General features: G+C 44.2%; 21 protein-coding genes and 1 other annotated feature. All 21 genes read left to right on the top strand.

What is annotated here, in order from left to right:
• Positions 1–8: 8 nt before the first annotated feature.
• The 21 genes from OCV47_RS02125 to cobD all read left to right on the top strand — a co-directional run bounded on the left by OCV47_RS02125 (position 9) and on the right by cobD (position 24,134).
• Positions 9–2,099: an elongation factor G gene (locus OCV47_RS02125; RefSeq protein ID WP_256296677.1), complete on the top strand. Its 2,091-nt coding sequence runs from the start codon at positions 9–11 to the stop codon at positions 2,097–2,099.
• Between the two features lie 190 nt (positions 2,100–2,289).
• Complete coding sequence (locus tag OCV47_RS02120) at positions 2,290–3,174, top strand: L,D-transpeptidase family protein (protein ID WP_262653419.1); 885 nt, start codon at positions 2,290–2,292, stop codon at positions 3,172–3,174.
• Between the two features lie 2 nt (positions 3,175–3,176).
• Positions 3,177–4,139 carry a tRNA dihydrouridine synthase gene (locus OCV47_RS02115; protein ID WP_256296673.1) on the top strand — a complete coding sequence of 321 codons (963 nt, stop codon included), beginning with the start codon at positions 3,177–3,179 and terminating at the stop codon, positions 4,137–4,139.
• Positions 4,140–4,163: 24 nt separating this feature from the next.
• Positions 4,164–4,652, top strand: coding sequence for a DUF5721 family protein (locus tag OCV47_RS02110; RefSeq protein WP_117447433.1), 489 nt, complete (start codon positions 4,164–4,166; stop codon positions 4,650–4,652).
• Positions 4,653–4,800: 148 nt separating this feature from the next.
• Positions 4,801–6,870, top strand: a complete 2,070-nt coding sequence (gene htpG, locus OCV47_RS02105) for a molecular chaperone HtpG (protein WP_262653416.1) — start codon at positions 4,801–4,803, stop codon at positions 6,868–6,870.
• Positions 6,871–7,079: 209 nt separating this feature from the next.
• Positions 7,080–7,919 (top strand): DegV family protein, encoded by an 840-nt coding sequence (locus OCV47_RS02100; RefSeq protein ID WP_117447431.1) that lies wholly within the window; start codon positions 7,080–7,082, stop codon positions 7,917–7,919.
• Between the two features lie 155 nt (positions 7,920–8,074).
• Complete coding sequence (locus tag OCV47_RS02095; RefSeq protein WP_262653448.1) at positions 8,075–9,655, top strand: glucose-6-phosphate isomerase; 1,581 nt, start codon at positions 8,075–8,077, stop codon at positions 9,653–9,655.
• A 59-nt stretch (positions 9,656–9,714) separates the two neighbouring features.
• Positions 9,715–9,983: a binding site (T-box leader), on the top strand.
• A 134-nt stretch (positions 9,984–10,117) separates the two neighbouring features.
• Complete coding sequence (locus tag OCV47_RS02090) at positions 10,118–11,140, top strand: ABC transporter substrate-binding protein (RefSeq protein ID WP_262653415.1); 1,023 nt, start codon at positions 10,118–10,120, stop codon at positions 11,138–11,140.
• A 14-nt stretch (positions 11,141–11,154) separates the two neighbouring features.
• Positions 11,155–12,102 (top strand): ABC transporter permease, encoded by a 948-nt coding sequence (locus tag OCV47_RS02085; RefSeq protein ID WP_262653413.1) that lies wholly within the window; start codon positions 11,155–11,157, stop codon positions 12,100–12,102.
• A 1-nt stretch (position 12,103) separates the two neighbouring features.
• Positions 12,104–12,907, top strand: coding sequence for an ABC transporter ATP-binding protein (locus OCV47_RS02080; protein WP_256296664.1), 804 nt, complete (start codon positions 12,104–12,106; stop codon positions 12,905–12,907).
• 27 nt (positions 12,908–12,934) lie between these two features.
• A complete protein-coding gene (gene nrdG / locus OCV47_RS02075) occupies positions 12,935–13,426 on the top strand; it encodes an anaerobic ribonucleoside-triphosphate reductase activating protein (protein ID WP_262653410.1) in 492 nt (163 codons plus the stop codon).
• A 31-nt stretch (positions 13,427–13,457) separates the two neighbouring features.
• Positions 13,458–13,901 (top strand): dUTP diphosphatase, encoded by a 444-nt coding sequence (locus OCV47_RS02070; protein ID WP_117447426.1) that lies wholly within the window; start codon positions 13,458–13,460, stop codon positions 13,899–13,901.
• A 352-nt stretch (positions 13,902–14,253) separates the two neighbouring features.
• Positions 14,254–15,408, top strand: coding sequence for a cobalt-precorrin-5B (C(1))-methyltransferase CbiD (gene cbiD, locus OCV47_RS02065; RefSeq protein ID WP_262653407.1), 1,155 nt, complete (start codon positions 14,254–14,256; stop codon positions 15,406–15,408).
• Between the two features lie 30 nt (positions 15,409–15,438).
• A complete protein-coding gene (cobI, locus tag OCV47_RS02060) occupies positions 15,439–16,122 on the top strand; it encodes a precorrin-2 C(20)-methyltransferase (protein WP_262653404.1) in 684 nt (227 codons plus the stop codon).
• Between the two features lies 1 nt (position 16,123).
• Positions 16,124–16,882, top strand: a complete 759-nt coding sequence (gene cobM, locus OCV47_RS02055; RefSeq protein WP_262653403.1) for a precorrin-4 C(11)-methyltransferase — start codon at positions 16,124–16,126, stop codon at positions 16,880–16,882.
• On the top strand, positions 16,879–17,937 hold the full coding sequence (locus OCV47_RS02050) for a cobalt-precorrin 5A hydrolase (protein ID WP_262653401.1): 1,059 nt from the start codon (positions 16,879–16,881) through the stop codon (positions 17,935–17,937). Before cobM ends, OCV47_RS02050 begins: the two co-directional genes overlap by 4 nt.
• A gap of 26 nt (positions 17,938–17,963) precedes the next feature.
• On the top strand, positions 17,964–18,695 hold the full coding sequence (cobJ, locus tag OCV47_RS02045) for a precorrin-3B C(17)-methyltransferase (RefSeq protein ID WP_117447625.1): 732 nt from the start codon (positions 17,964–17,966) through the stop codon (positions 18,693–18,695).
• On the top strand, positions 18,688–20,661 hold the full coding sequence (cobK, locus tag OCV47_RS02040) for a precorrin-6A reductase (RefSeq protein WP_262653398.1): 1,974 nt from the start codon (positions 18,688–18,690) through the stop codon (positions 20,659–20,661). Before cobJ ends, cobK begins: the two co-directional genes overlap by 8 nt.
• On the top strand, positions 20,662–22,056 hold the full coding sequence (locus OCV47_RS02035; protein ID WP_262653394.1) for a cobyrinate a,c-diamide synthase: 1,395 nt from the start codon (positions 20,662–20,664) through the stop codon (positions 22,054–22,056).
• A gap of 28 nt (positions 22,057–22,084) precedes the next feature.
• Positions 22,085–23,047, top strand: coding sequence for an adenosylcobinamide-phosphate synthase CbiB (gene cbiB / locus OCV47_RS02030; RefSeq protein ID WP_262653392.1), 963 nt, complete (start codon positions 22,085–22,087; stop codon positions 23,045–23,047).
• A 28-nt stretch (positions 23,048–23,075) separates the two neighbouring features.
• Positions 23,076–24,134 carry a threonine-phosphate decarboxylase CobD gene (gene cobD / locus OCV47_RS02025; protein ID WP_262653391.1) on the top strand — a complete coding sequence of 353 codons (1,059 nt, stop codon included), beginning with the start codon at positions 23,076–23,078 and terminating at the stop codon, positions 24,132–24,134.
• Position 24,135: the final 1 nt, after the last annotated feature.

Here is a 24,135-nt window from a genome sequence, read left to right as displayed (position 1 = left end):
GAAGGCATATGAAGGTTTATACAACAGACAGGATCCGAAACGTGGTAATCTTAGGACATGGCGGATCAGGAAAGACCAGTTTGGTGGAAGCAATGGCTTACTTATCAGGAGTGACCAGCAGAATGGGAAGCATTTCTGAGGGAAATACAGTAAGTGATTATGATAAAGAAGAGATTAAGAGAAAATTCTCAATTAATACAACCGTAATGCCGATTATCTGGGGTGATATCAAGGTAAATGTACTGGATACACCAGGTTACTTTGATTTTGTTGGAGAAGCAGAAGAAGCAGCTGCTGCAGCGGATGCGGCAGTTATTGTGATTAATGGTAAGAACGGCGTAGAAGTGGGTACACAGAAAGCATGGGAACTGTGCGAGAAGTATAAGCTGCCTCGTATGTTTTTTGTATCAAATATGGATGTGGACAATGCCAGCTTCCGTCAGGTAGTAGAGGATCTGACAGAGCTTTATGGCAAAAAGATTGCGCCGATTCATCTTCCGATCCGTGAGAATGAAAAGTTTGTCGGATATGTTAACGTAGTAAGACAGGAAGGACGCCGCTGGCTGGAGAAGGGTGAAAAAGAGCCATGTGATATCCCGGATTACTCTATGGAATATCTGGAAAAATATAGAGAGAATCTGTTGGAAGCAGTAGCAGAGACATCAGAAGAATTTATGGACCGCTATTTTGCAGGAGAGACCTTCTCACCGGCAGAGATCATGGCTGCGCTGACGATGAATGTTGACGAATGCTCTATTGTACCGGTAGCTATGGGTTCCCCTGTGAATTTCCAGGGTGTAATCAATCTTCTGGATGATATTGTACAGTATTTCCCGAGCCCGGATAAGAGAACGATTGCCGGCATCAATATGAAGACCAGTGAGATTTATGAAGCAAATTATGACTTTGCAAAGGCAAAATCTGCATTTGTATTCAAGACCATTGTAGATCCGTTTATTGGAAAATATTCTCTTGTGAAGGTAGCATCTGGTGTTATCAAGAATGATGATCTGCTTTACAACGTAAACAGAGATGAAGAAGTGAAGCTGAATAAACTGTATGTGATGGAAGGCAGCAAGCCGATAGAAGTTCCGGAACTCCATGCGGGCGATATCGGTGCCATCGGCAAACTGAATGTCACCAGAACCGGAGACACTCTGGCAACTAAGAATACACCGATTCAGTATGCCGGTGTAGATACTTCCACACCTTATACATACAAGAGATACTTTGCAAAGAATAAAGGCGAAGAGGATAAGGTAGCACAGGCACTGGCTAAGATGATGCTGGAAGATCTGACCATGAAAGCAGTGAATGATGCAGAGAACAGACAGACACTGATCTATGGTATGGGCGATCAGCATATTGATATTATTGCCAGCAAGCTGCTGAGCAAGTATAAAGTAGAGATCGAGCTGGCAAGACCGAAGGTAGCTTTCCGTGAGACGATTCGCAAGAACTCTGATGTGGAAGCAAAATATAAGAAGCAGTCTGGTGGTCACGGACAGTATGGACACGTTAAGATGAGATTTGCCAATTCCGGAGATATGGAGACTCCTTATGTCTTCGAGCAGGTAGTAGTCGGTGGTGCAGTTCCGAAGAACTATTTCCCAGCAGTAGAAAAAGGAATTCAGGAATCTGTTCAGAGAGGACCTCTGGCAGCTTATCCGGTAGTAGGTGTAAAGGCTACACTTTATGATGGATCTTATCATCCGGTTGATTCTTCTGAAATGGCATTCAAGACAGCTGCGATTCAGGCATTTAAGAAAGGTTTCATGGAAGCATCACCGGTTCTTCTTGAGCCGATTGCATCCCTGAAAGTGACTGTTCCGGATAAATTTACCGGTGATGTTATGGGCGATCTGAATAAACGAAGAGGTCGTGTGCTTGGTATGAACCCAGATCACAAAGGCAATCAGATTATCGAAGCAGATATTCCAATGATGGAACTGTATGGCTATTCCACTCAGCTTCGTTCCATGACAGGAGGATCTGGTAATTTCGCATATGAATTCGCAAGATATGAACAGGCACCTTCTGATATTCAGGCAAAAGAAGTAGAAGCAAGAGCGAGCAAAGTAAAATCAATGGAGGAATAAAGAAAACGGATACAGGATGATATCCTGATTTCAAAGTGAAAATCATAATTCCCAAAAGAAGTAAAACTCCGCAGTACGATGATGCTGCGGAGTTTTGTTGTGGCAGCAGAATTCCTGCAGAAAAATACATAGATTTTCCGGTGCAGATAGGGTAAAATAGATAAAACAGAAACAGGGAAGGAAAGCGAATATGATGCAGGGGATAAAGGTGATAGCGGTGGCAGCGATGCTGGCATTTCACGGAGCAGCGGGCGGCACCGTTTATCATGAAGCACTGACAGTAGAGACGGACCAGAAAAAAGTTGTAAATCCTTATGAAAAAGGTGGCACTTATGAGCATATGAAGATAGTTTATAAGTTCGGCAAAAGAAGAGTCGTACTGACAGCAGAAGATGTTACGGACTGGGTAAGATACTGGCCGGATGGTCACTGGGATATTGATGATGACCGGATTGCGGAATATGTGGAAGGTCTTCAGAAGCATTTTGATACATGGAATCGTACAAAAGTATTTGAAACGACAGGAAAAAAGACGATCCGTTTAAAGGGAGATTATGGATGGAAGCTGGACAGAGAGAAAGAAGTGAAGGAGATTTCCAAACTGCTTCGAAGAAACGGAACCACGATACATCCTCTTCACTTTCTGACAGAGGCGGCATCTCGTGACAATTCTGTCAGAGATTATGGAGATTCCTATGTAGAAATCGATCTGAGCCGTCAGGTACTGTGGCTGTATGAACATGGAAAAGTGACTTTACGTACCGATATTGTATCCGGGATGATGAATACGAGCCGTCAGACTCCCGGAGGTATTTTTTGCGTGAAGTATAAGCAGTCGCCAGCAGTTCTGAAAGGAGCAGATTACCAGACACCTGTGTCATTCTGGATGCCGTTTAACAGGGGGATTGGCTTGCATGATGCTACATGGCAGCCGAGCTTTGGCGGAGATGCCTGTTATACAAGGGGATCTCACGGATGCATTAATCTGCCTTATGATAAGGCAGAAATATTATATGAAAAGATTGGGAAAGGATTTCCGGTGATTTGTTATTATTCCAACCCGGAAGATGAGTGAGTATGAATCAATATGATGTAGCACCGCTGGAGGGCATTACCGGCTATGTATTCAGGAATGTCCATCATCGGTATTTTCCGGGAGTGCGTAAATATTATATTCCGTTTATTGAACCAAAACCGAAGGCGAAGAAGATTTTTACCGGAAGAGAAATGGGAGATATTCTGCCGGAGCATAATGAGGGAATTCCGGTAGTGCCGCAGATTCTGACAAATAAATGGGAAGATTTTCTGTGGACGGCAGAACATCTGAAGAATTATGGTTACACCGAGGTGAACTGGAATGTGGGATGTCCTGCAAAGACGGTGGTATCGAAAAACCGTGGATCCGGTTTTCTGGCATTTCCAGACGAAATAGATGAATTTCTTTATCGGGTATTTGAAAAAACGAACCTGAAGATATCGGTAAAGACAAGAATCGGGAAGGAGGATCCGGAAGAGTTTGACAGACTTCTGGAGATCTATGAGAAGTATCCGCTGGAAGAACTGGTAGTTCATCCAAGAACCCAGAAAGATTTTTATGGGAATATACCGAATCTGGAAGTGTTTGCCAAAGCGGCAGCATGTCGGAAATTTCCGGTTGTATATAATGGAGACATTACGGATCGGCAAGATCTGGAAAGGATTCAGATGCGTTTCCCGGATATTACATGTTATATGATGGGAAGAGGAGTATTGCGCAATCCGCAGCTGACAGAGAATCTGCAGAAGAATACATTGCCGGATAAACAAAAGATATGGAATTTTATGAAAGAACTGGAAGAGTCCTATAGCACAGAACTGTCTGGGGAGACAGTGGTACTTTTTAAAATGAAAGAGATCTGGTGCTATATGATCAAACTGTTTGAAGATCCGGGGAAACTGTCCGGAAAACTGAAAAAAGCAAAGCGCCTTTCTGATTATGAACTGGCAGCAAAAAGTATTTTTGAGGAATGTCAGATCAAAGAACAGCATACAGAACTTTGATTTTGGCAGGAGGGTAAAGGATTTATGATTTCCATTCAGATTTCAGATGTAAAAGTATTTATGAATAAATTATTCCTGACAGAATATTTTGACGCATTTCTTCTTTCTGAAGCAAATTTTGTGACATTTAACACCTTTCATATTGACGGAACACTTCAGCATGCTTATTATTCCAGTGAAGAACAGGAGGAATACGGTATGAGTCAGATGAAGTATTCCAGATGGAAACAGGTACGTCCTTTTGCGTTAAGTCTGATTAAAGGGACGCATACCCCGCTGGAATTTAAAATTGTGTTCCGACTATCCCAGTCTAATGTGAAAAAGCTGCTGAATCAGAACGGAATTACCTCTTTCTCAGAAGCAGATGTAAATGGACTGTTTTTAAATCTTCATTTTTCAGGCGGAGCAATGCATTGTATTTCCGGTACATCCCTGTCTCTGTTTTCCATGGATAAAGCCGTTGAGCATGCGTGGGATGATGCGGTACAAAAATATCTGAATCCATTTAGATAAAAGTTTATAGAAATTTTATTAGCACTCACTACAGATGAGTGCTAATTTTTCCTTGACATCTCTATTTCCTGGTATTATACTCTTGTTAAATGGTAAGGGGAAAAGAACCCCATAAGATTATAACCAAATTTTACGAGAGGTGATTACTATGAACAAAACAGGAAGTCTTTCTATTAACAGTGAGAATATTTTTCCGATTATAAAAAAGTGGCTTTATTCTGACCACGATATTTTTATGCGCGAGCTGGTATCCAATGGATGTGATGCCATTACCAAGTTAAAGAAGCTGGCGCTGATCGGTGATTATACCCTTCCTGAAGATTATAAAGGAAAAGTAGAAGTGGTGATCAGTGCAAAGGACAAGACCATGAAGTTTATCGATAATGGTCTTGGTATGACACCGGAAGAGGTAGAAGAATATATTACACAGATCGCATTTTCCGGAGCAACAGACTTTATTGAAAAATATAAGGATAATGCTAATGGGGATGAGATCATCGGTCACTTTGGACTGGGATTCTATTCTGCATTTATGGTAGCAGATGAAGTACACATTGATACGCTTTCTTATAAAGAAGGTGCAGAACCGGTACATTGGGAATGTGATGGCGGTACCAGTTATCAGATGGAGACAGGGAATCGTACAACAGTTGGTACCGAGATTACGCTGTTTTTAAATGAAGAAAGTCTGGAATTTGCCAATGAATACCGTGCACGTGAAGTGCTGGAGAAGTATTGTTCTTTCATGCCGACTGAGATTTTCCTGACTAACGCAGATGCAGAGCCGCAGTATGAGACAATTCTCAAGGAAGAGGTTCTGGATACCGATGAGGTAATAGAATATATTCACGAAGAAGCCAGGACAGAAGAAAAGGAAAATGAAAATGGGGAAAAAGAGGTAGTAGAAGTATCTCCGGCAAAGGAAAAGGCAAAGATCAAGAAACGCCCGGTTTCTATCAGTGATACCCATCCTCTTTGGACCAAACATCCAAATGACTGCACAGATGAAGAATATCTGGAGTTTTACCGTAAGGTATTTCTGGATTACAAGGAGCCACTGTTCTGGATCCATCTGAACATGGATTATCCGTTTAACTTAAAGGGTATTCTGTATTTCCCGAAGATCAACACCGAGTATGATTCTATTGAAGGAACGATCAAGTTATATAACAATCAGGTGTTCATTGCAGATAACATTAAAGAAGTGATCCCGGAATTTCTGATGCTGCTGAAAGGTGTGATTGATTGTCCGGATCTGCCACTGAACGTATCCAGAAGTGCATTGCAGAATGATGGATTTGTAAAGAAGATTTCGGATTATATCAGCAAGAAAGTGGCTGATAAGCTCAGTGGTATGTGTAAGACAGACCGTGAGAATTATGAGAAATACTGGGATGATATCAGCCCATTTATTAAATATGGATGTATCAAGGACAGCAAGTTCTGTGAACGTATGATGGACTACATTCTGGTTAAGAATATTGATGGTAATTATCTGACACTGGATGACTTCATTGCAGAGAACAAGAAAGAGGATACGACAGAGACTACAGATACTCAGGAGAAGAAGGAAGAGGCGGAATTCGAGGAAGACTTGGATAAGAAAGAGGATGCACCAAAGACCACTTTGTTCTATGTGACAGACGAGGTACAACAGAGCCAGTACATCAATATGTTCAAAGAAGAAGGGCTGGATGCTGTGATTCTGAAACATAATATTGACTCTCCATTTATCTCTCTGGTAGAACAGAAGAAAGAGAATGTTCAGTTTAAACGCATCGATTCAGATGTCAATGATACTTTAAAAGCTGCAGATGCAGAAGAGGTGACAAAAGAGACGGTAGATACACTGACAGAAGTATTCCGTAAAGCCCTTGGAAAAGACAAACTGGATGTGAAAGCAGAGAATCTGAAGAATGAATCTGTAGCATCTATGATCACGCTCTCTGAAGAAAGCAGACGTATGCAGGATATGATGAAGATGTACAATATGGGAGGCATGGATCCAGCGATGTTCGGCGGTGCTGAGACACTGGTATTGAATGTAAAGAACCATCTGGTACAGTATATTCTGGAGCATAAGGATGGCGAATATGTGCCGATGATCTGTGAGCAGCTTTACGATCTGGCGATGCTCAGCCATGCACCACTTTCACCGGAAGCCATGACAAAGTTTATTGCACGCAGCAATGAGATCATGACCAAACTGGTACAGTAAAACATAAGAAAAGCAGAGAGCCATTCGGTTGGAGAAATCTGACTGAATGGCTTTTTTAATTTCATAGGAAATCCCTCTTTTCAAATGCAAATATATGTGTTACTATAATGTAGTATTAAAAACTATGTTAAGAAATGTGAATATCTTTAGATGAAAATATAGAATTGCTTTGAGATAAAGAAACAGCCTGAAGCCGGAGGATGAAATTAATGAGTTATAAGATTATTATTGACAGTTGCGGAGAACTGACAGAAGCGATGAAGGCAGATGAACATTTTGGTTCAGCAGCGTTAACATTATATGTAGATGATCATACCATTGTAGATGATGAGACATTTGATCAGCATCAGTTCCTGAAGCTGGTGGCGGAAAGTCCGAACTGTCCGAAGTCGGCCTGCCCTTCCCCGGAGAGCTTTCGTGATAAGTTTGACTGCGGGGCAGACCATGTATATGCGGTAACACTTTCTTCTGAACTGAGCGGTTCCTATAACAGCGCAGAACTGGGAAAGAATCTGTTCTTGGAAGAGCATCCGGAGAAAAAGGCCTATGTATTTAATTCCAGATCGGCTTCCGTGGGAGAGACACTGATTGGATTGAAAATTCAGGAATGTGAAGAAGCAGGCATGGCATTTGAAGAAGTAGTAGAGCAGGTAGAAGCGTATATTGAGAAACAGAATACCTGGTTTGTGCTGGAGTCGCTGGAAACCTTGCGTAAGAATGGCCGGCTCAGTCATATGAAGGCGATTCTTGCTACTGCGTTGAAGATTAAGCCGGTGATGACAGCCACACCGGAAGGAACCATTGAGCAGCTTGCTCAGGCCAGAGGGATGAATAAAGCGCTGGTAAAGATGACAGATGCTATTGTAGAATATGTGGGACAGGATCAGGATCGGATTCTGGCACTTTCTCATTGCAACTGTCCACAGAGAGCAGAGATGGTGCGGGATGAATTGAACAGACGTCTGCATCTGAAAGATATTATCGTGGTGGATACGGCAGGAGTCAGCAGTATGTACGCCAATGATGGAGGAATTATTGCGGTAGTATAAAAGTATGACCGGAACAACCAGATCACCAGACAGGAAATGAGATTGTCTGGTGATTTTTCTTGTTTTTAAATGAATTTAATATTATAATAGTTTCAAGAGTGCGTCATGCGGAAGAGTCCGGTGATGCATATGATGAATTGAAGGAGGAATCAATGATGATTACCTGGAAAAATCTGGATACGCTTACAGCGTATCAGGAACTTGCCAATGCAAAAAAGGTGAACCTGAAAGAGGCGATGACAGGAGAAAACGGTGCAGACCGTGTGAAAAAATACAGTGTACCAATGGCAGAAGGACTGACATATCACTTTGCTGCAAAGCAGGTGGATGACAATATTCTGGCAGTACTGAAGAAGCTGGCAGAAGAAGCACAGCTGACAGAGAAATTTGCAGCTCTTTATAATGGAGAAGTGATCAATACAGGAGAAAAACGTCTGGTTCTTCATCAGCTGACCAGAGGACAGCTTGGGGACAAAGTGATGGCAGACGGCGTGGATAAGCGTGCATTCTATGTAGAACAGCAGCAGAAGATAGCAGAGTTTGCCAGGAAAGTACATAATGGTGAGATTACCAATGCAGCAGGTGAGAAATTCACTACGGTAGTGCAGATCGGTATTGGTGGAAGTGACCTTGGACCTCGTGCCATGTATCTGGCACTGGAAAACTGGGCAAAGAAACATGATACCTTTAAGATGGAAGCAAAATTTATCAGCAATGTAGACCCGGATGATGCAGCAGCGGTATTGTACGGCATCGATGTGGCACATGCTATCTTTGTATTGGTATCGAAGTCAGGAACTACCCTGGAGACACTGACAAACGAGGCATTCGTGAAAGATGCTCTGAAGAATGCAGGACTGGATCCGTCCAGACATATGATTGCAGTAACCAGTGAAACTTCTCCTCTGGCAAAGAGCGATGATTATCTGGCAGCATTCTTTATGGATGATTATATCGGAGGACGTTATTCTTCTACTTCAGCAGTAGGAGGAGCAGTATTATCTCTGGCATTTGGACCGGAGACATTTGCACAGTTCCTGGACGGTGCAGCAGAGGAGGACAAACTGTCTGCCAATGCAGATGCATTACAGAACCCTGCTATGCTGGATGCTCTGATTGGTGTCTATGAGCGCAATGTACTGGGTTATCCAAGTACTGCTGTACTCCCATATTCTCAGGCACTGAGTCGCTTCCCGGCACATCTGCAGCAGTTGGATATGGAGTCCAATGGAAAATCAGTAAACCGTTTCGGTGAACCGGTAGATTATGTGACTGGACCGGTGATCTTTGGCGAACCTGGAACTAATGGACAGCACTCTTTCTATCAGCTCCTTCATCAGGGAACCGATATTGTGCCGCTTCAGTTTGTAGGATATCGTAACAACCAGATGGACACTGATGTGGAGATTCAGGGAAGCACAAGCCAGCAGAAGCTCTGTGCGAATGTAGCAGCTCAGATCATCGCATTTGCCTGCGGTAAAGAAGACGACAACCGCAATAAGAACTTTGAAGGTGGACGTCCATCCAGTATTATCATTGGTGATCAGGTGAATCCTGGAAGCCTGGGAGCACTTCTGGCACATTTTGAGAACAAAGTAATGTTCCAGGGATTCCTTTGGAATGTGAATAGCTTTGATCAGGAAGGTGTTCAGCTGGGTAAGGTACTGGCAAAACGTGTCCTGGCTCATGAGACAGACGGTGCGCTGAAGGTATTTAGTGATTTATTGAATATTTAATGCATGAAATGCTTGACATTTACACATTACAGTGCTAGACTAACCACAACAAATCACAAACCAAACCGATGAGAAAGAGAAGTAAGCTTATCCGTTGTATTACAGAGAACTGCAGATGGTGGAATTGCAGTATAGAGCGATTTGCTGAATGGGCTTTCGAGGGCAGCCTGAAATGGATCACCGATTATCATAGAGATACAGAGTAGGCGTTGTCGGGAACCGAACCCGTTATCAATCAGGAGTGTATGAATGTACATGCGAAAGAGGACGTCACAGACGTCAAGTTGAGTGGTACCGCGATAATAAGAATTTTATTACCGTCTCAGGCAGATAGCTTGAGGCGGTTTTTTGTCCTATAAGATAAAGTAATTCTCATTTCACAAACTGCCATCAGCACTGCATTCATAAAAAAGTGATTTCAAGATTTCAAAAATTTTTTTAATGAAAAGGAGAAAACGTATTATGAAAAAGAAAGTGTTCACAAGTGTAGCAGTTATGGCAGCAATTACCTCAGCAATGGCAGCAACCGCAATGGCAGAGGATTATAAGGTTGGAATTGTACAGTATGTAGATGATGCATCCCTGAATCAGATCACAGAGAATATTGAAAAAGAACTGGATGCAAAGGGAGAGGAACTGGGTGTTACCTTTAATTACGCAGATTATTTTTCAAATGCACAGGCAGACTCCTCTGTGCTGAATCAGATCTCCACGGATCTGTTGGCTGACCAGGTAGATGTGATTGTAGCAATTGCGACTCCGGTTGCCATGGTGATGCAGTCAGCGACAGAAGATACGGATATTCCGGTGATCTTCTCGGCAGTGTCTGATCCGGTGGGAGCAGGACTGGTAGAATCTATGGATGCTCCTGGTGGAAATATAACCGGAACTTCAGATGCTCTGGATACCGCAACGATTATGAATCTTATGCTGGCAGCGAATCCAGATCTGAAAAAAGTAGGTCTGTTATATGACACGGCACAGGATTCTTCTCAGAATGCTATTCAGGATGCAATTGCATTTTGTGAAGAAAATGGAATCGAATACGAAGAAAAAACAGGTTCCACTACTGATGATGTAATTCTGGCAGCTCAGTCTCTGATTGCGGATGGCGTAGAAGCAGTATTTACACCAACGGACAATACCATCATGACAGCAGAACTTTCTATTTATGAACTGTTTAATGATGCAAAGATCCCACACTATACCGGAGCTGATTCATTTGCACTGAACGGAGCGTTCTGCGGCTATGGTGTAGATTATGCAAACCTGGGTGTGGCAACTGCAGATATGGTTGCAGAAGTACTGACTGGTGATGCAGATGTGGCAGCAACGCCGGTTCAGACTTTTGACAATGGTATTGCAACAGTGAATACAGATACCTGTGAAGCAATTGGATTTGATCTGGATACAATTAAAGAAGCATTCAGCGATTACTGCACAGATTTTGTAGAAATTCAGACAGCGGAAAGCTTTGCTGAATAAAAAGGAGAAAAAATATGTTTATTACATGGACCCTGATACAGAGCGCGTTGGAACTGGGAATTATCTATGGAATCATTGCACTGGCACTGTTCCTTACCTATTCCATGCTGAATGTCTGTGATCTTTCCACAGATGGATGTTATACAATGGGAGCGGCAGCCGGAGCAGTGGTAGCATTGGCGGGTCATCCTTTTCTGGCTTTGTTTGCAGCTATGGCGGCCGGAGTGTTATCTGGTCTGGTGAATGCATTTTTGCAGACTAAGATGAAAGTAGAGAGTATGCTGGCTGGAATCATTGTAAATACCGGACTTTATACTGTCAACATCTGCATTATGGGAAAATCGAATCTGAACATGAATACTACTACAACCGTATTTTCCATGATGAAGGAACTGTTAAAAGGAACCGCACTGGAAAGCTACAGCAAGATGATCGTAGCACTGATTTTCCTGGTGATCATTGCAGTTCTCCTGGCACTTTTTCTGGGAACCCGTCTTGGATTATCGATTCGTGCAACAGGAAATAATATTGCGATGGTAAAAAGTTCTTCTATCAATCCGGACATGACGACAACGGTTGGACTCTGTATGGGTGGCGCCATGACAGCGCTTGCAGGATGCCTTCTGGGAGAATATCAGAAATCAGTTGATGTGAATATGGGAACTGGAATGGTGACTGTAGCTTTGGCATCTCTGATTATTGGTGAGACTATTTTTGGACGCAGAACTATAAAAGTCAGAATCCTGGGAGTGATTCTTGGCTCCTGTCTGTACCGTGTGATTGTAGCGATCGCTCTGAGATTTAATCTGCCGGCGTCTGCTTTGAAACTGGTGTCAGCAGTGATTGTAGGTATTGCGATTTCAATTCCTGCCATCAAAGAGATCCTTGCATTGCAGAAGACCAAACGGGCAGCTATGCTGCGCCATAAAGCCTTATATAAACAGCAGAAGGGAGGCAGATAAGATGTTAAAACTCATAGATATTTGCAAAACCTTCAATAAGGGAACGGTAAATGAAAAGACAGCCCTGAATCATCTGAACCTGGAAGTAAAGGATGGAGATTTTATCACTATCATCGGTTCTAATGGGGCCGGAAAATCTACAATGTTTAATGCAATCTGTGGCGGATTTTATGTGGATGAAGGGTTTGTGGAATTGGATGGCGAAGATATTACGTTTTTGCCGGAGCATAAGCGTGCGAAGTTCATCGGACATCTGTTCCAGGATCCGATGAAAGGTACAGCACCTAATATGACGATTGAGGAAAATATTGCAATCGCCTATCTGCGTACCTCTACCAGCCAGCATGCCTATCTTAGCCGTGTATCTAAGAAAGAAAAAGAACAGTTTCGGGAACGGCTGGCTGTGTTGGATATGGGACTGGAAGATCGGATGAAGCAGCCGGTTGGATTGCTGTCTGGTGGACAGCGTCAGGCTCTGACTCTTTTGATGGCCACTATGATACCGCCTAAGCTGCTTTTGCTGGATGAGCATACAGCAGCCCTGGATCCGGCGACAGCTGACAAGGTGCTGGATCTGACCAAAAGAATTGTAAAAGAGCATCATCTGTCCTGTCTGATGATTACCCATAATATGCATTCGGCGCTGGAACTGGGAAATCGTACTTTGATGATGGACAGTGGAAGAATTATTCTTGATATTGAAGGAAAAGAGAGAGAATGCATTACGGTGGATGGTCTGCTGGAAAAGTTTAATTCCGGTGCAGGAAAGGAACTGGATAATGACCGGATTCTTTTCTCAAAATAACAGGACACAGGAGAAACAAAACAATTTATGAATTATCACAACATTACGAAGGATGATATGTTAAACGGTGATGGACTGCGTGTGGTACTTTGGGTATCAGGATGTGCTCATCACTGCAGAGGATGTCAGAATCCGGTGACCTGGGACCCGCAGGATGGTGTAAGGTTTGATGAGGAAGCAAAAAAAGAGATTTTTGATCAACTGGCCGAGAACTATATATCGGGGATAACCTTTAGTGGAGGAGATCCGCTGTTCCCGGCGAATGAAGCGGAAGTGACGGAGCTTGCACGGACGATTCGAGAAAAATTTCCGGAAAAAACAATCTGGCTGTATACCGGATATCTCTGGGAGGAGATAAAAGACAGAGAAATTATGACATATTTGACGGTACTGGTAGATGGAAAATATGAGGAAGCTCTGAGAAATACACAGCTTCACTGGAAAGGAAGCTCCAACCAGAGAGTGATTGATGTGCAGGAGAGCCTGAAAAGTGGGCAGATTGTGCTTCATGATTCCTGAAGATACGACATAGCAGAACAAGGAGAAGGCAATGAAACATACAGAAAAAATACAGATCAAATATTTTTCAGACAAAATAGAACGTCTGCGGTATATTGACGGAAAATCAGACTGGATCGATCTGCGGGCGGCGGAAGATGTGGTATTAAAAGCGGGGGAATATAAGTTGATTCCTCTTGGAATTGCCATGAAACTGCCAAAAGGATACGAGGCCCATGTAGTGCCAAGAAGTTCTACATTTAAAAATTTTGGCGTGATTCAGACAAATCATTATGGAGTGATTGATGAATCTTATTGCGGGGATAACGATCAGTGGTTTGTACCGGTCATGGCCATGCGTGATACAGAGATTCATGTGAATGACCGTATCTGCCAGTTCCGCATTATGGAACATCAGCCGGTGATCGAATTCGAAGAAACGGATCAGCTGGATGGAACAGACCGTGGTGGATTTGGCAGTACTGGAAAAGCATAATACTGGCAATACAAAACCTATGTAATAAGGTAACTATTCAGACCCACTGTGAAGGTACTGAACAGTTACGTAATAAGAGTCGAATTCAGATGCATATTGTTGACAGAAAAAAGAAAAAAGGCTATACTTATAAACAGGTTTGTTAAGCTGGGAAGCAGGGTGTAACTCCCTCACAAGTCCGTTACTGTAACAGTCAGAGACCAGGGCAGACCGCAGAAGTTCGTGAGACTGCGGCAACCGGTTCTCAGAATATAATTGATGATAAATAATGTTGAATATCATACGCTACCGTTGTCATTTTGTCAGCGGTAGTTTTTTACTTAACAGGAAATTTTTGTATGGAGACAGGCATATGGAGCATAAGAACGGTCTGGAAGACTGTTATGTCATGAAGAATAATAAAAAATTACATTGCGGCTATACCACAGGCTCCTGCGCTGCGGCTGCTGCAAAAGCAGCGGTCAGGATGCTGCTTCTGCAAAAAAAGATTTCAGAAGTGGAACTGATGACACCGAAAGGAATCTTATTGCATCTCCTGACAGAAGATGTACATCTGGAAAAGAAAAGCGCCAGCTGTGCGATCCGAAAGGACGGCGGGGATGATCCGGATGCAACCCATGGACTTCTGATCTATGCACATGTGACCAGAAGCAGTCAGCCGGGTGTACAGATTGATGGTGGAAAAGGCGTGGGACGCGTCACCCAAAAAGGACTCTGGCAGTCAGTAGGAGAAGCAGCCATTAACCGGGTGCCAAGAGAAATGATTCGGGAAGCGGTGCAGTCTGTCTGTGAGGATCTGGACTATGCAGGGGGCATTTCAGTAGTGATCTCTGTGCCAGGCGGAGAAGAGGTGGCGAAAAAGACATTTAATCCACGTTTGGGAATCAAGGGCGGCATTTCCATCCTTGGAACCAGCGGAATTGTGGTGCCGATGAGCGAAGCAGCTCTGATTGCCAGCATCCGTCTGGAGATGGAGATGCGTCATGCGAACGGTGATGAATATCTGATTATTACGCCGGGCAACTATGGAGAGGATTTCCTGCGGGAGCATGTGGAAATAGATCTGAAAAATTCCATGAAATGCAGCAATTATGTAGGCGAAACACTGGATATGGCGGCAGAGATGGGGGTGAAAGGAATCCTTTTTATTGCTCATATCGGAAAGTTTATTAAAGTATCTGGTGGAATTATGAATACCCATTCCCGTCATGCGGACAGCCGTGCGGAGCTGATGGCAGCTCAGGCGATTCGTGCAGGAGCAGATCTGGAGACGGCAAAACGCATATTAGATACCATTACGACGGAAGAAGCCATCGATATCTTAATAGAAAAGAATCTGACAGAACCGGTGATGAAGCTGGTGACAGAAAAGATTCACTATTATCTGCAGCATCGCTGCGATGGGGCACTTCAGACAGAGGCTATTATTTTTTCCAATGCCCATGGGTTCCTCGGGGAGACAGATGGTGCAGAGGAGATGCTGAAGAGATTTATGATTTTAAAATAGCAATATTAATGGAAAATACAGGAGGTAGCTATGAAAGGAAAATTATATGGAATCGGAATCGGACCGGGAGATCCGGAGTTATTAACATTAAAGGCAGTACGTCTGATTCGTGAGGCAGATGTGATCGCAGTTCCCGGAAAGGTAAAGACAGAGACAGTGGCTTATCAGATCACCGTACAGGCCGTTCCAGAGATTGCAGATAAAGAATGTGTAGAAGTATATTACCCAATGTCCAAGGATCCAGAGATTCTGGAAAAGTGTCATACAGAGGCGGCAGAAAAGATTGAAACCTATCTGGCAGCAGGAAAAACAGTGGCATTTCTTACCTTAGGAGATACGACCGTTTATTCGACTTATATTTATGTACATACCAAGCTTCTGGAAAAAGGGTATGAAGCAGAGATCGTCAGCGGAATTACTTCATTCTGCGCAGTAGCGGCAAGGCTGAACATTGGACTTGTAGAAAAAGCGGAGGAACTCCATATCATTCCGGCTTCTTACCAGATTGAAGAGGCATTAAAGCTGAAAGGAACCAAAGTTCTGATGAAGACAGCGAGCAAAATGGGAGAAGTGAAAAAGATGCTCAAAGACTGTGGTCAGGATGTGGTGATGATCGAAAACTGTGGAATGCCTGGAGAAAAAATCCACAGATCAGTAGATGAGATTCCAGAAGATGCAAGCTACTATTCACTGATTATTGTAAAGGAGAAATAAGATGATACATTTTGTTGGAGCCGGATCAGGAGCACCGGATTTAATTACTTTAAGAGGAAAGACATTTCTGGAGCAGGCAGATGTGATCATTTATGCAGGATCGCTGGTGAATCCACAGCTGCTGGATTATGCGAAAGAGGGCTGTGAGATTTATAACAGCGCAAAGATGACACTGGAAGAAGTGCTGGATGTTATGTTTGTAGCAGAGAAAGATGGCAAAATGACGGTACGTCTTCATACCGGGGATCCTTGCCTGTATGGTGCGATCCGGGAACAGATGGATGTGCTGGATGAAAAAGGAATCGAATATGATTACACTCCGGGAGTCAGCTCTTTCTGTGGAGCAGCATCTGCACTGAACCTGGAATATACCCTTCCGGATGTATCTCAGACAGTGATTATTACCAGAATGGCCGGCCGTACACCGGTACCGGAAAAAGAAGAGATTGCCAAACTGGCATCGCACGGAGCAACGATGGTGGTATTCTTAAGTACAGGTCTGCTGGAGCAGCTCTCCCAGCGTCTGATTGCAGGTGGTTATGCAGCAGATACACCGGCAGCGATTGTTTACAAAGCCACCTGGGAAGATGAAAAAGCATTTGTCTGCACAGTCGGAACATTAGCTGAGACAGCAGCCAGAAATCATATTACCAAGACAGCGCTGATGATTATCGGTGATGTGGTGACACATAGTCATTACAATCGTTCAGAATTATACAATCCGGCATTTACAACAGAATTCCGTGAGGCTACAAAATGAGACTTGCCGTGATCAGTTTTACTCAGCATGGCAGCCGTTTAAATAAAATGGTAAGCAAAGCAATGTCCCTTCAGGGGTATGACTGTGACAGCTATGCGATAAAAAAATATGCCTCTTCTTATGGATTGAAAATACTGGATCAGCCGTTGCAGGAGTGGACCGGTGAAATGTTTGAAAAAATGGACGCCATTCTTTTTATTGGTGCTACTGGCATTGCAGTAAGAAGTATTGCGCCATTTGTGCAAAGTAAAACAAAAGACCCGGCGATTGTAGTCATGGATGAAAAGGGCGTATTTGCCATATCGCTGATGTCCGGACATCTGGGCGGAGCAAATGAACTGGCAGGTGTCCTGGCGAATCTGACAGGTGCGATTCCGGTGATCACTACTGCGACAGATGTAAATGGCCGGTTTGCAGTAGATGTTTTTGCAAGAAAGAATGGATTATTTATTTCCAGTATGAAATATGCAAAGGAAATATCAGCAGATGTGCTGGATGAAAAAAAGATCGGTTTTTATTCTGATTATCCGGTAATTGGAAGAATTCCAGAAGAAATGGAAGTATGGCAGGAAGGGCAGGTGTTTGAAGGCACGAATGGAATCTGCATTTCTGTTTATGAGAATAAAGAACCGTACAGGCAGACCCTGCATCTGATTCCCAGAATTCTGACGGCAGGAGTGGGCTGTAAAAAAGGAACACCGGCAGAACTGATCAGAGAGAAGATACAGAAGGTTCTGGAAGAACAGCATATTTCAGAAAGAAGTATCAGCAGAATAGCCAGTATTGATCTGAAGGCAGAAGAAAAAGGTTTGTTGGAAACAGCCAGAGATCTGAATGTGAAATTTGTCACTTACACAGCGGAGGAACTGAAAAATGTAAAAGGGGATTTTACGGAATCAGCTTTTGTGGCATCCGTCACGGGTGTATCCAATGTATGTGAAAGAAGTGCAGTGCGTGGCAGCGATTACGGAGTGCTGATCTGCAGGAAGACCGCAGGGGACGGAGTGACCGTGGCACTGGCTGTAGAGGAATATATGGTGGACTTTACTTTGTGATGTCCAGGGATGATGGAGGAAAAAGAATGAGCAAAATATATGTAGTGGGAATTGGTCCGGGTGCTTATGAGCAGATGACGATGAGAGCGGCCAATGCCTTAAGAAACTGTGATACCATTGTTGGTTATACCGTATATGTGGATCTGGTAAGGGAACATTTCGCAGAGAAAGAATTCCTGACTACACCAATGAAAAAAGAAGTGGATCGTTGCCGTCTGGCATTTGAAGAGGCTGCAAAAGGCAAAAATGTGGCAATGATCTGCAGCGGAGATGCAGGCGTTTATGGCATGTCTGGGCTGATGCTGGAGATCGGAACCGAATATCCGCAGATTGAAGTAGAAGTGATCCCTGGTGTAACGGCAGCTACAGGAGGTGCGGCTGTCCTTGGTGCCCCGCTGATTCATGATTTTTGTCTGATCAGTTTAAGCGATCTGCTTACCCCATGGGAAAAGATCGAAAAACGACTGGTACTGGCTTCGGAAGCAGACTTTGTGATCTGTCTGTACAATCCTTCCAGCAAGAAACGACATGACTATCTGCAGAAGGCCTGTGATCTGTGTATGCAGCATAAGTCACCAGATACGGTCTGCGGCATTGTTCTGAATATCGGCAGAGAAGGAGAGGCTATGAAAGTGATGACCTTAAAAGAACTGCGCGATACACAGGTAGATATGTTTACTACAGTATTTATCGGTAATTCACAGACAAAAGAAATCGGTGGCAGAATGGTGACACCAAGGGGATATAAGAATGTCTAAGATTCTCATTTTTGCAGGCACTACGGAGGGAAGATTGCTGGCAGAGTTCCTTAAGAGACAGAAAGTACCTGCTTATGTATGTGTGGCAACAGAATATGGGGGACAGCTTCTGGAAGAAAACAGCTATCTTCAGGTCAGTCACAGCCGTCTGGATGAAACCCAGATGCGGCAGCTGATCCTGGAAGAGGGCATACATCTGACTGTGGATGCAACCCATCCTTATGCGGTGGAAGTATCAGCCAATATCAGAAAGGCCTGTGAGGAAGCGGGCTGTGAATATATCAGGCTGCTTCGCTCGTCTGTTCAGACCGGTGAGGAAGAAGAGATGGTCTGCGTGGAATCCGTGGAAGCGGCAGTAGAATTCCTGAAGGAAACAGAAGGTAATATACTGGTGACTACAGGAAGTAAGGAACTGCATAAATATACAGCTATTCCGGCGTTTGAAGAGAGAGTATTTGCCCGTGTCCTTTCCACACCGGAAGTAGCCCGTCACTGCGCAGATCTGGGCTTCACCGGAAAACATCTGATCTGCATGCAGGGACCGTTTTCGGAAGAACTGAATACAGCTCTTTTAAAGCAGTTTGGAGCCAGATGGATGGTGACCAAGGAAGCCGGAAAGAACGGGGGGTACGAGGAGAAGATCCGTGCAGCCAGAAATGCAGGCGCGAAAGTGGTACTAATCGGACGCCCGGTAAAAGAAAGCGGCCTTTCTTTAGAAGAGGTGATTCGTACCCTGATTCAGAAAGAAGAGATTCAGGTACAGCGGAAACTGGCAATTGTCGGCATCGGTATGGGAAACCGGGACAATATGACCGTGGAAGCACAGAAAGCCTGTATGGAAGCGGATCTGTTAATCGGGGCAGGCCGTATGCTGGAACAGATAGCAGAATCTGGAAAACCTGTTTTTGTATCCTACAAACCGCAGGAAATCTATGAGTATGTCATGAATCATCCCGAATATGAAAAAATAGCATTGTTGCAGTCTGGAGATTTGGGCTTTTACAGTGGCGCAAAGAAACTGATGGAGATCTTTGCGGGAGAAGAGATGGAAGTGTACCCTGGTATTTCTTCAGTCGTATATCTCTGTGACCGGCTGCATATGTCCTGGGAGGATGTGGTACTGGTCAGTCAGCATGGAAGATATGCAAATCTGATCGGCAAGATCAGGAAGAATAAAAAAGTCTTTGCATTACTGGGAAAAGGCAGTATGGTGAATGAGCTGTGCCAGAAACTGACAGAGTATCAGATGGATCAGGTAGTGCTGCATGTGGGGCAGGATCTTTCTTATCCGACAGAGCAGATTCGGACTGGTTTTGCCAGTGAACTGAGGACGCAAAGTTTTGCAGATCTCTGTGTGGTGTTGCTGGAAAACCAAAATCCGGATACAGTGGTCACCCACGGCATGGAAGATGAGGCGTTTCTGCGGGCAAAAGTACCGATGACCAAAAGTGAAGTACGCAGTATTTCCCTGTCAAAGCTGAGGCTGGCGAAGGATTCTGTTGTCTATGATGTGGGAGCCGGAACAGGAAGCATTTCGATAGAAGCAGCGCTGCAGGCAGAGGACGGATATGTTTATGCCATAGAAAAAAAGGAAGAAGCAGTGACTCTGATGCGGGAAAATCAGAAGAAGTTTGCGGTGGATAATCTGGAGATTGTAGAAGGACTGGCACCGGAAGCTTTGGAGAGTCTGCCGGCACCGACTCATGTATTTGTGGGAGGATCGTCAGGCAACATGAAGACAATTCTGGAGCTGGTACTAAAGAAGAATCCATCCGTAAGGATCGTGATCAACTGTATTGCCCTGGAGACTGTGGCAGAATCTCTGGACTGTGTAAAGACACTTCCGGTAAAAGAAGTAGATATCGCAGCGGTTTCCATTGGAAAGTCAAAAGAGATCGGAAAATACCATATGATGATGGGACAGAATCCGGTCTATGTCATTTCCTGTACAGGGGGAGAAGCATAAATGAAAAATTATCCGAGAGTGATGCTGGCAGCAGGATCCAGCGGCAGTGGAAAAACCATGATTACCTGCGGAATATTGCAGGCATTGAAAAACAGAGGCTTAAAGGTCACATCGTTTAAATGCGGTCCGGATTATATAGATCCCATGTTCCATGAAAAAGTGATCCATACCCGCTCCGGCAATCTGGATACCTTTTTTGCAGGAGAAGAGCTGACCCGTTATCTGTTTTGCCAAAATGCGGTGGACAGCGACATCTCCGTGATGGAAGGTGTGATGGGATACTACGATGGACTTGGTGGATTTTCTGTTCAGGCAAGCGCCTGTGATCTGGCTGAGGTGACGAACACACCAGTGATCCTGGTCGTGAATACCAGAGGCATGAGCCTGTCAGTACTGGCTTATATTAAGGGATTTCTGACATTCCGGGAACCGACAAGGATCCGTGGAGTGATTTTGAATCAGTTATCTCCGATGCTGTATCCGAGGATGAAAGAAGCAATTGAGAAAGAACTTGGCATACCGGTATGCGGCTATGTCCCACGCATGGAAGACTGTTCACTGGAAAGCCGCCACCTGGGTCTGGTCCTTCCTCAGGAAGTAGAACAGCTTTCAGAGAAGCTTCAGCATATCGCAGAAGTACTGGAAGATACACTTGATCTGGATCAGATCCTGAAGATTGGCGGGGCGGCTGGAGAAGTTGGAAGTTTTAAGCGGGCAGAAAAAGAGATGGATCAGTTTCTTAGCCTCGCTGCAAAAGAAAGGAAAGGTAAGCAGCCTCTTCGTGTTGCAGTGAGTAAAGACGAAGCTTTTTGCTTTATTTATGAAGCAAATATGCAGCTGCTTCGGGAGATGGGAGTAGAACTGATTCCTTTTTCTCCAATACATGATACAGAGATTCCTGCGGCTGACGGAGTACTCTTTTACGGGGGATATCCTGAGCTGTTTGCAAAGGAATTGTCAGAGAATGAGAAAATGCGACAGGATGTAAAGGAAAAACTGGCAGAAGGCTTGCCATGCATGGCAGAATGCGGCGGTTTCATGTATCTGCATCAGACGATGGAGGATATGGAGGGCAACAGCTGGCCGATGGCAGGTATCATTGACGGAACAGCTTATCGTACGAAAAAGCTGGGACGTTTCGGGTATATCGAACTGGAACGGGCAGAGGATGCAAAAGAGGGATGCAGGCTGAAGGGACATGAGTTTCACTATTTTGACAGTACCTCCTGTGGGGAGAGTTATCTGGCTAAAAAGCCTCTTAGCAGCCGCAGCTGGCGGTGTATTCATGAAACAGAGACACTGATGGCAGGATTCCCGCATTTATATTATTATGCCAGTCCGGAATTTATTCTGAAGTTTCTGAAAAAATGCAGGAAGTATCAGGAAACAAAATAAAATCAAACAGAACCGAGGATAAAAGAAAATGAAAGTATCACTTCTGGCGCTTGTACTGGGATTTTTGCTGGATTTACTGATCGGGGATCCGGAAGGCCTTTATCATCCGATCAGGCTGGTGGGCAACCTGATTGGCATTCTGGAAAAAAAGATGAACAGGAGAATCGATTCGCCTGACCGCCAGATGGTTATGGGGTGGCTCATGGCATTGATTGTGATTGGAATCTCATCGGGAGTCCCGCTGTTACTGCTTCTGGCGGCACAGTGGATTCATCCGGTCTGCCGTCTGGTACTGGAGACGATCATGTGCTGGCAGCTTCTGGCGACCAAATCATTGAAGACAGAAAGCATGAAGGTATATAAGAGATTGCGAAAGCATGATCTGCCTGGAAGCCGGAAAGCGGTATCCATGATTGTTGGAAGGGATACCAATGTGCTGGATGAAGCCGGGGTAACAAAAGCTGCTGTGGAGACAGTGGCGGAAAACACTTCAGATGGTGTTATTGCACCAATGTTTTATATGGCCATTGGAGGTGCGTTCCTTGGATGGATGTATAAGTCTGTCAATACCATGGATTCCATGGTGGCCTATAAGAATGACCGATATCGGTATTTTGGACGGATTCCTGCGTATCTGGATGATGTGGCAAACTATATTCCGGCAAGACTGGCAGGGCTCTTGATGATTGCAGCATCTTTCCTGATTCATCTGGATGGTGCTCATGCATGGCAGATCTTTCAGAGAGACCGTTACAATCATGCCAGTCCCAATTCTGCACAGACGGAAGCAGTTATGGCAGGGGCATTGGATGTCCAGCTGGCAGGGGATGCCTGGTATTTTGGAGAATTACATAAAAAGAAAACAATCGGAGATGATATCCGGCCGATAGAGCCAAAGGATATTGTCCGTGCGAATAAATTGCTGTATGCGACAGCGGGTATTTCCATGGCAATCTTTGCACTGGTAAAATATCTGATCTTACTGATCTGATGCAGCAGGAGCAGACTGGAGGAACAAAATGCTGAAACACCGGCATGGAGGAGATATATATGAGGTTTCTTACCGGATTGATTACTCTGCGAATATCAATCCATTAGGGACACCGGAGAGTGTGGTCAAAGCGGCACAAAAATCAATTCTGGACTGTGCACATTATCCGGATGTAGACTGCAGGGCACTGCGGAGAGCCCTGGCAGAAAAAGAAAATATGGAGCCAGAGCAGATCTTGTGCGGAAATGGTGCAGCAGAGCTGATTTTTGCCATGGTACAGGCTGAAAAGCCTCAAAGGGCACTTTTGATGGCACCCGGATTTGCAGAGTATGAGCAGGCACTGAGGGCAAACGGGTGTGAGATCCGTTACTATGAACTAAAAAAAGAACATGGATTCCGATATCAGACGGATTACAAAAAAATGCTGACAGAGGATCTGGATATGATTTTTCTGTGCAATCCCAATAATCCTACCGGACTTCTGATTCCAAAAGAAGAGATGCTGGAGATCTTTCAAATCTGTCTGGAAAAGAAGATACGCGTGGTTCTGGACTCCTGCTTCATTGACTTCCTGGAACAGGAAAAAGAAGCAGAATATACCGGATATCTGGACGACTATCCGAATCTGTTTATTTTAAAGGCATTTACCAAGATCTACGCTATGGCGGGACTCCGGCTGGGCTACGGAATGAGCCGGGACAAGAGGCTGCTGGAGCGAATGAAAAATGTGGTACAGCCGTGGAGCGTATCCATACCGGCACAGGCAGCTGGTGTAGCTGCTTTGCAGGAAACAGCATTTGTCCATCGTTCGGCAAAGATGGTTCAGGAAGAACGCATATGGCTGAAAAAGCAGCTGCAGAACATGAATCTGTGGGTTTGTGATTCTCAGGCAAATTATCTGTTTTTTGAAGGAACGGAAGATCTGTCAGAGAAATGTAGAAAAGAAGGTATTCTGATTCGTGACTGTAGTAACTATCATGGATTGAGAAAGGGCTATTACCGTATTGCGGTAAGAACAAGAAAAGAAAATGAAGAACTGGTGCAGGTATTTCGGAAGATCTTAAAGCCTGCAGAAAGGCGGAACTGAT

This window comes from Muricoprocola aceti (assembly GCF_025567005.1).
GTDB lineage: Bacteria > Bacillota > Clostridia > Lachnospirales > Lachnospiraceae > Marvinbryantia > Marvinbryantia aceti.
The sequence above is the reverse complement of the archived record's forward strand: the minus strand, read 5'-3'. Positions and strand labels throughout refer to the sequence as shown.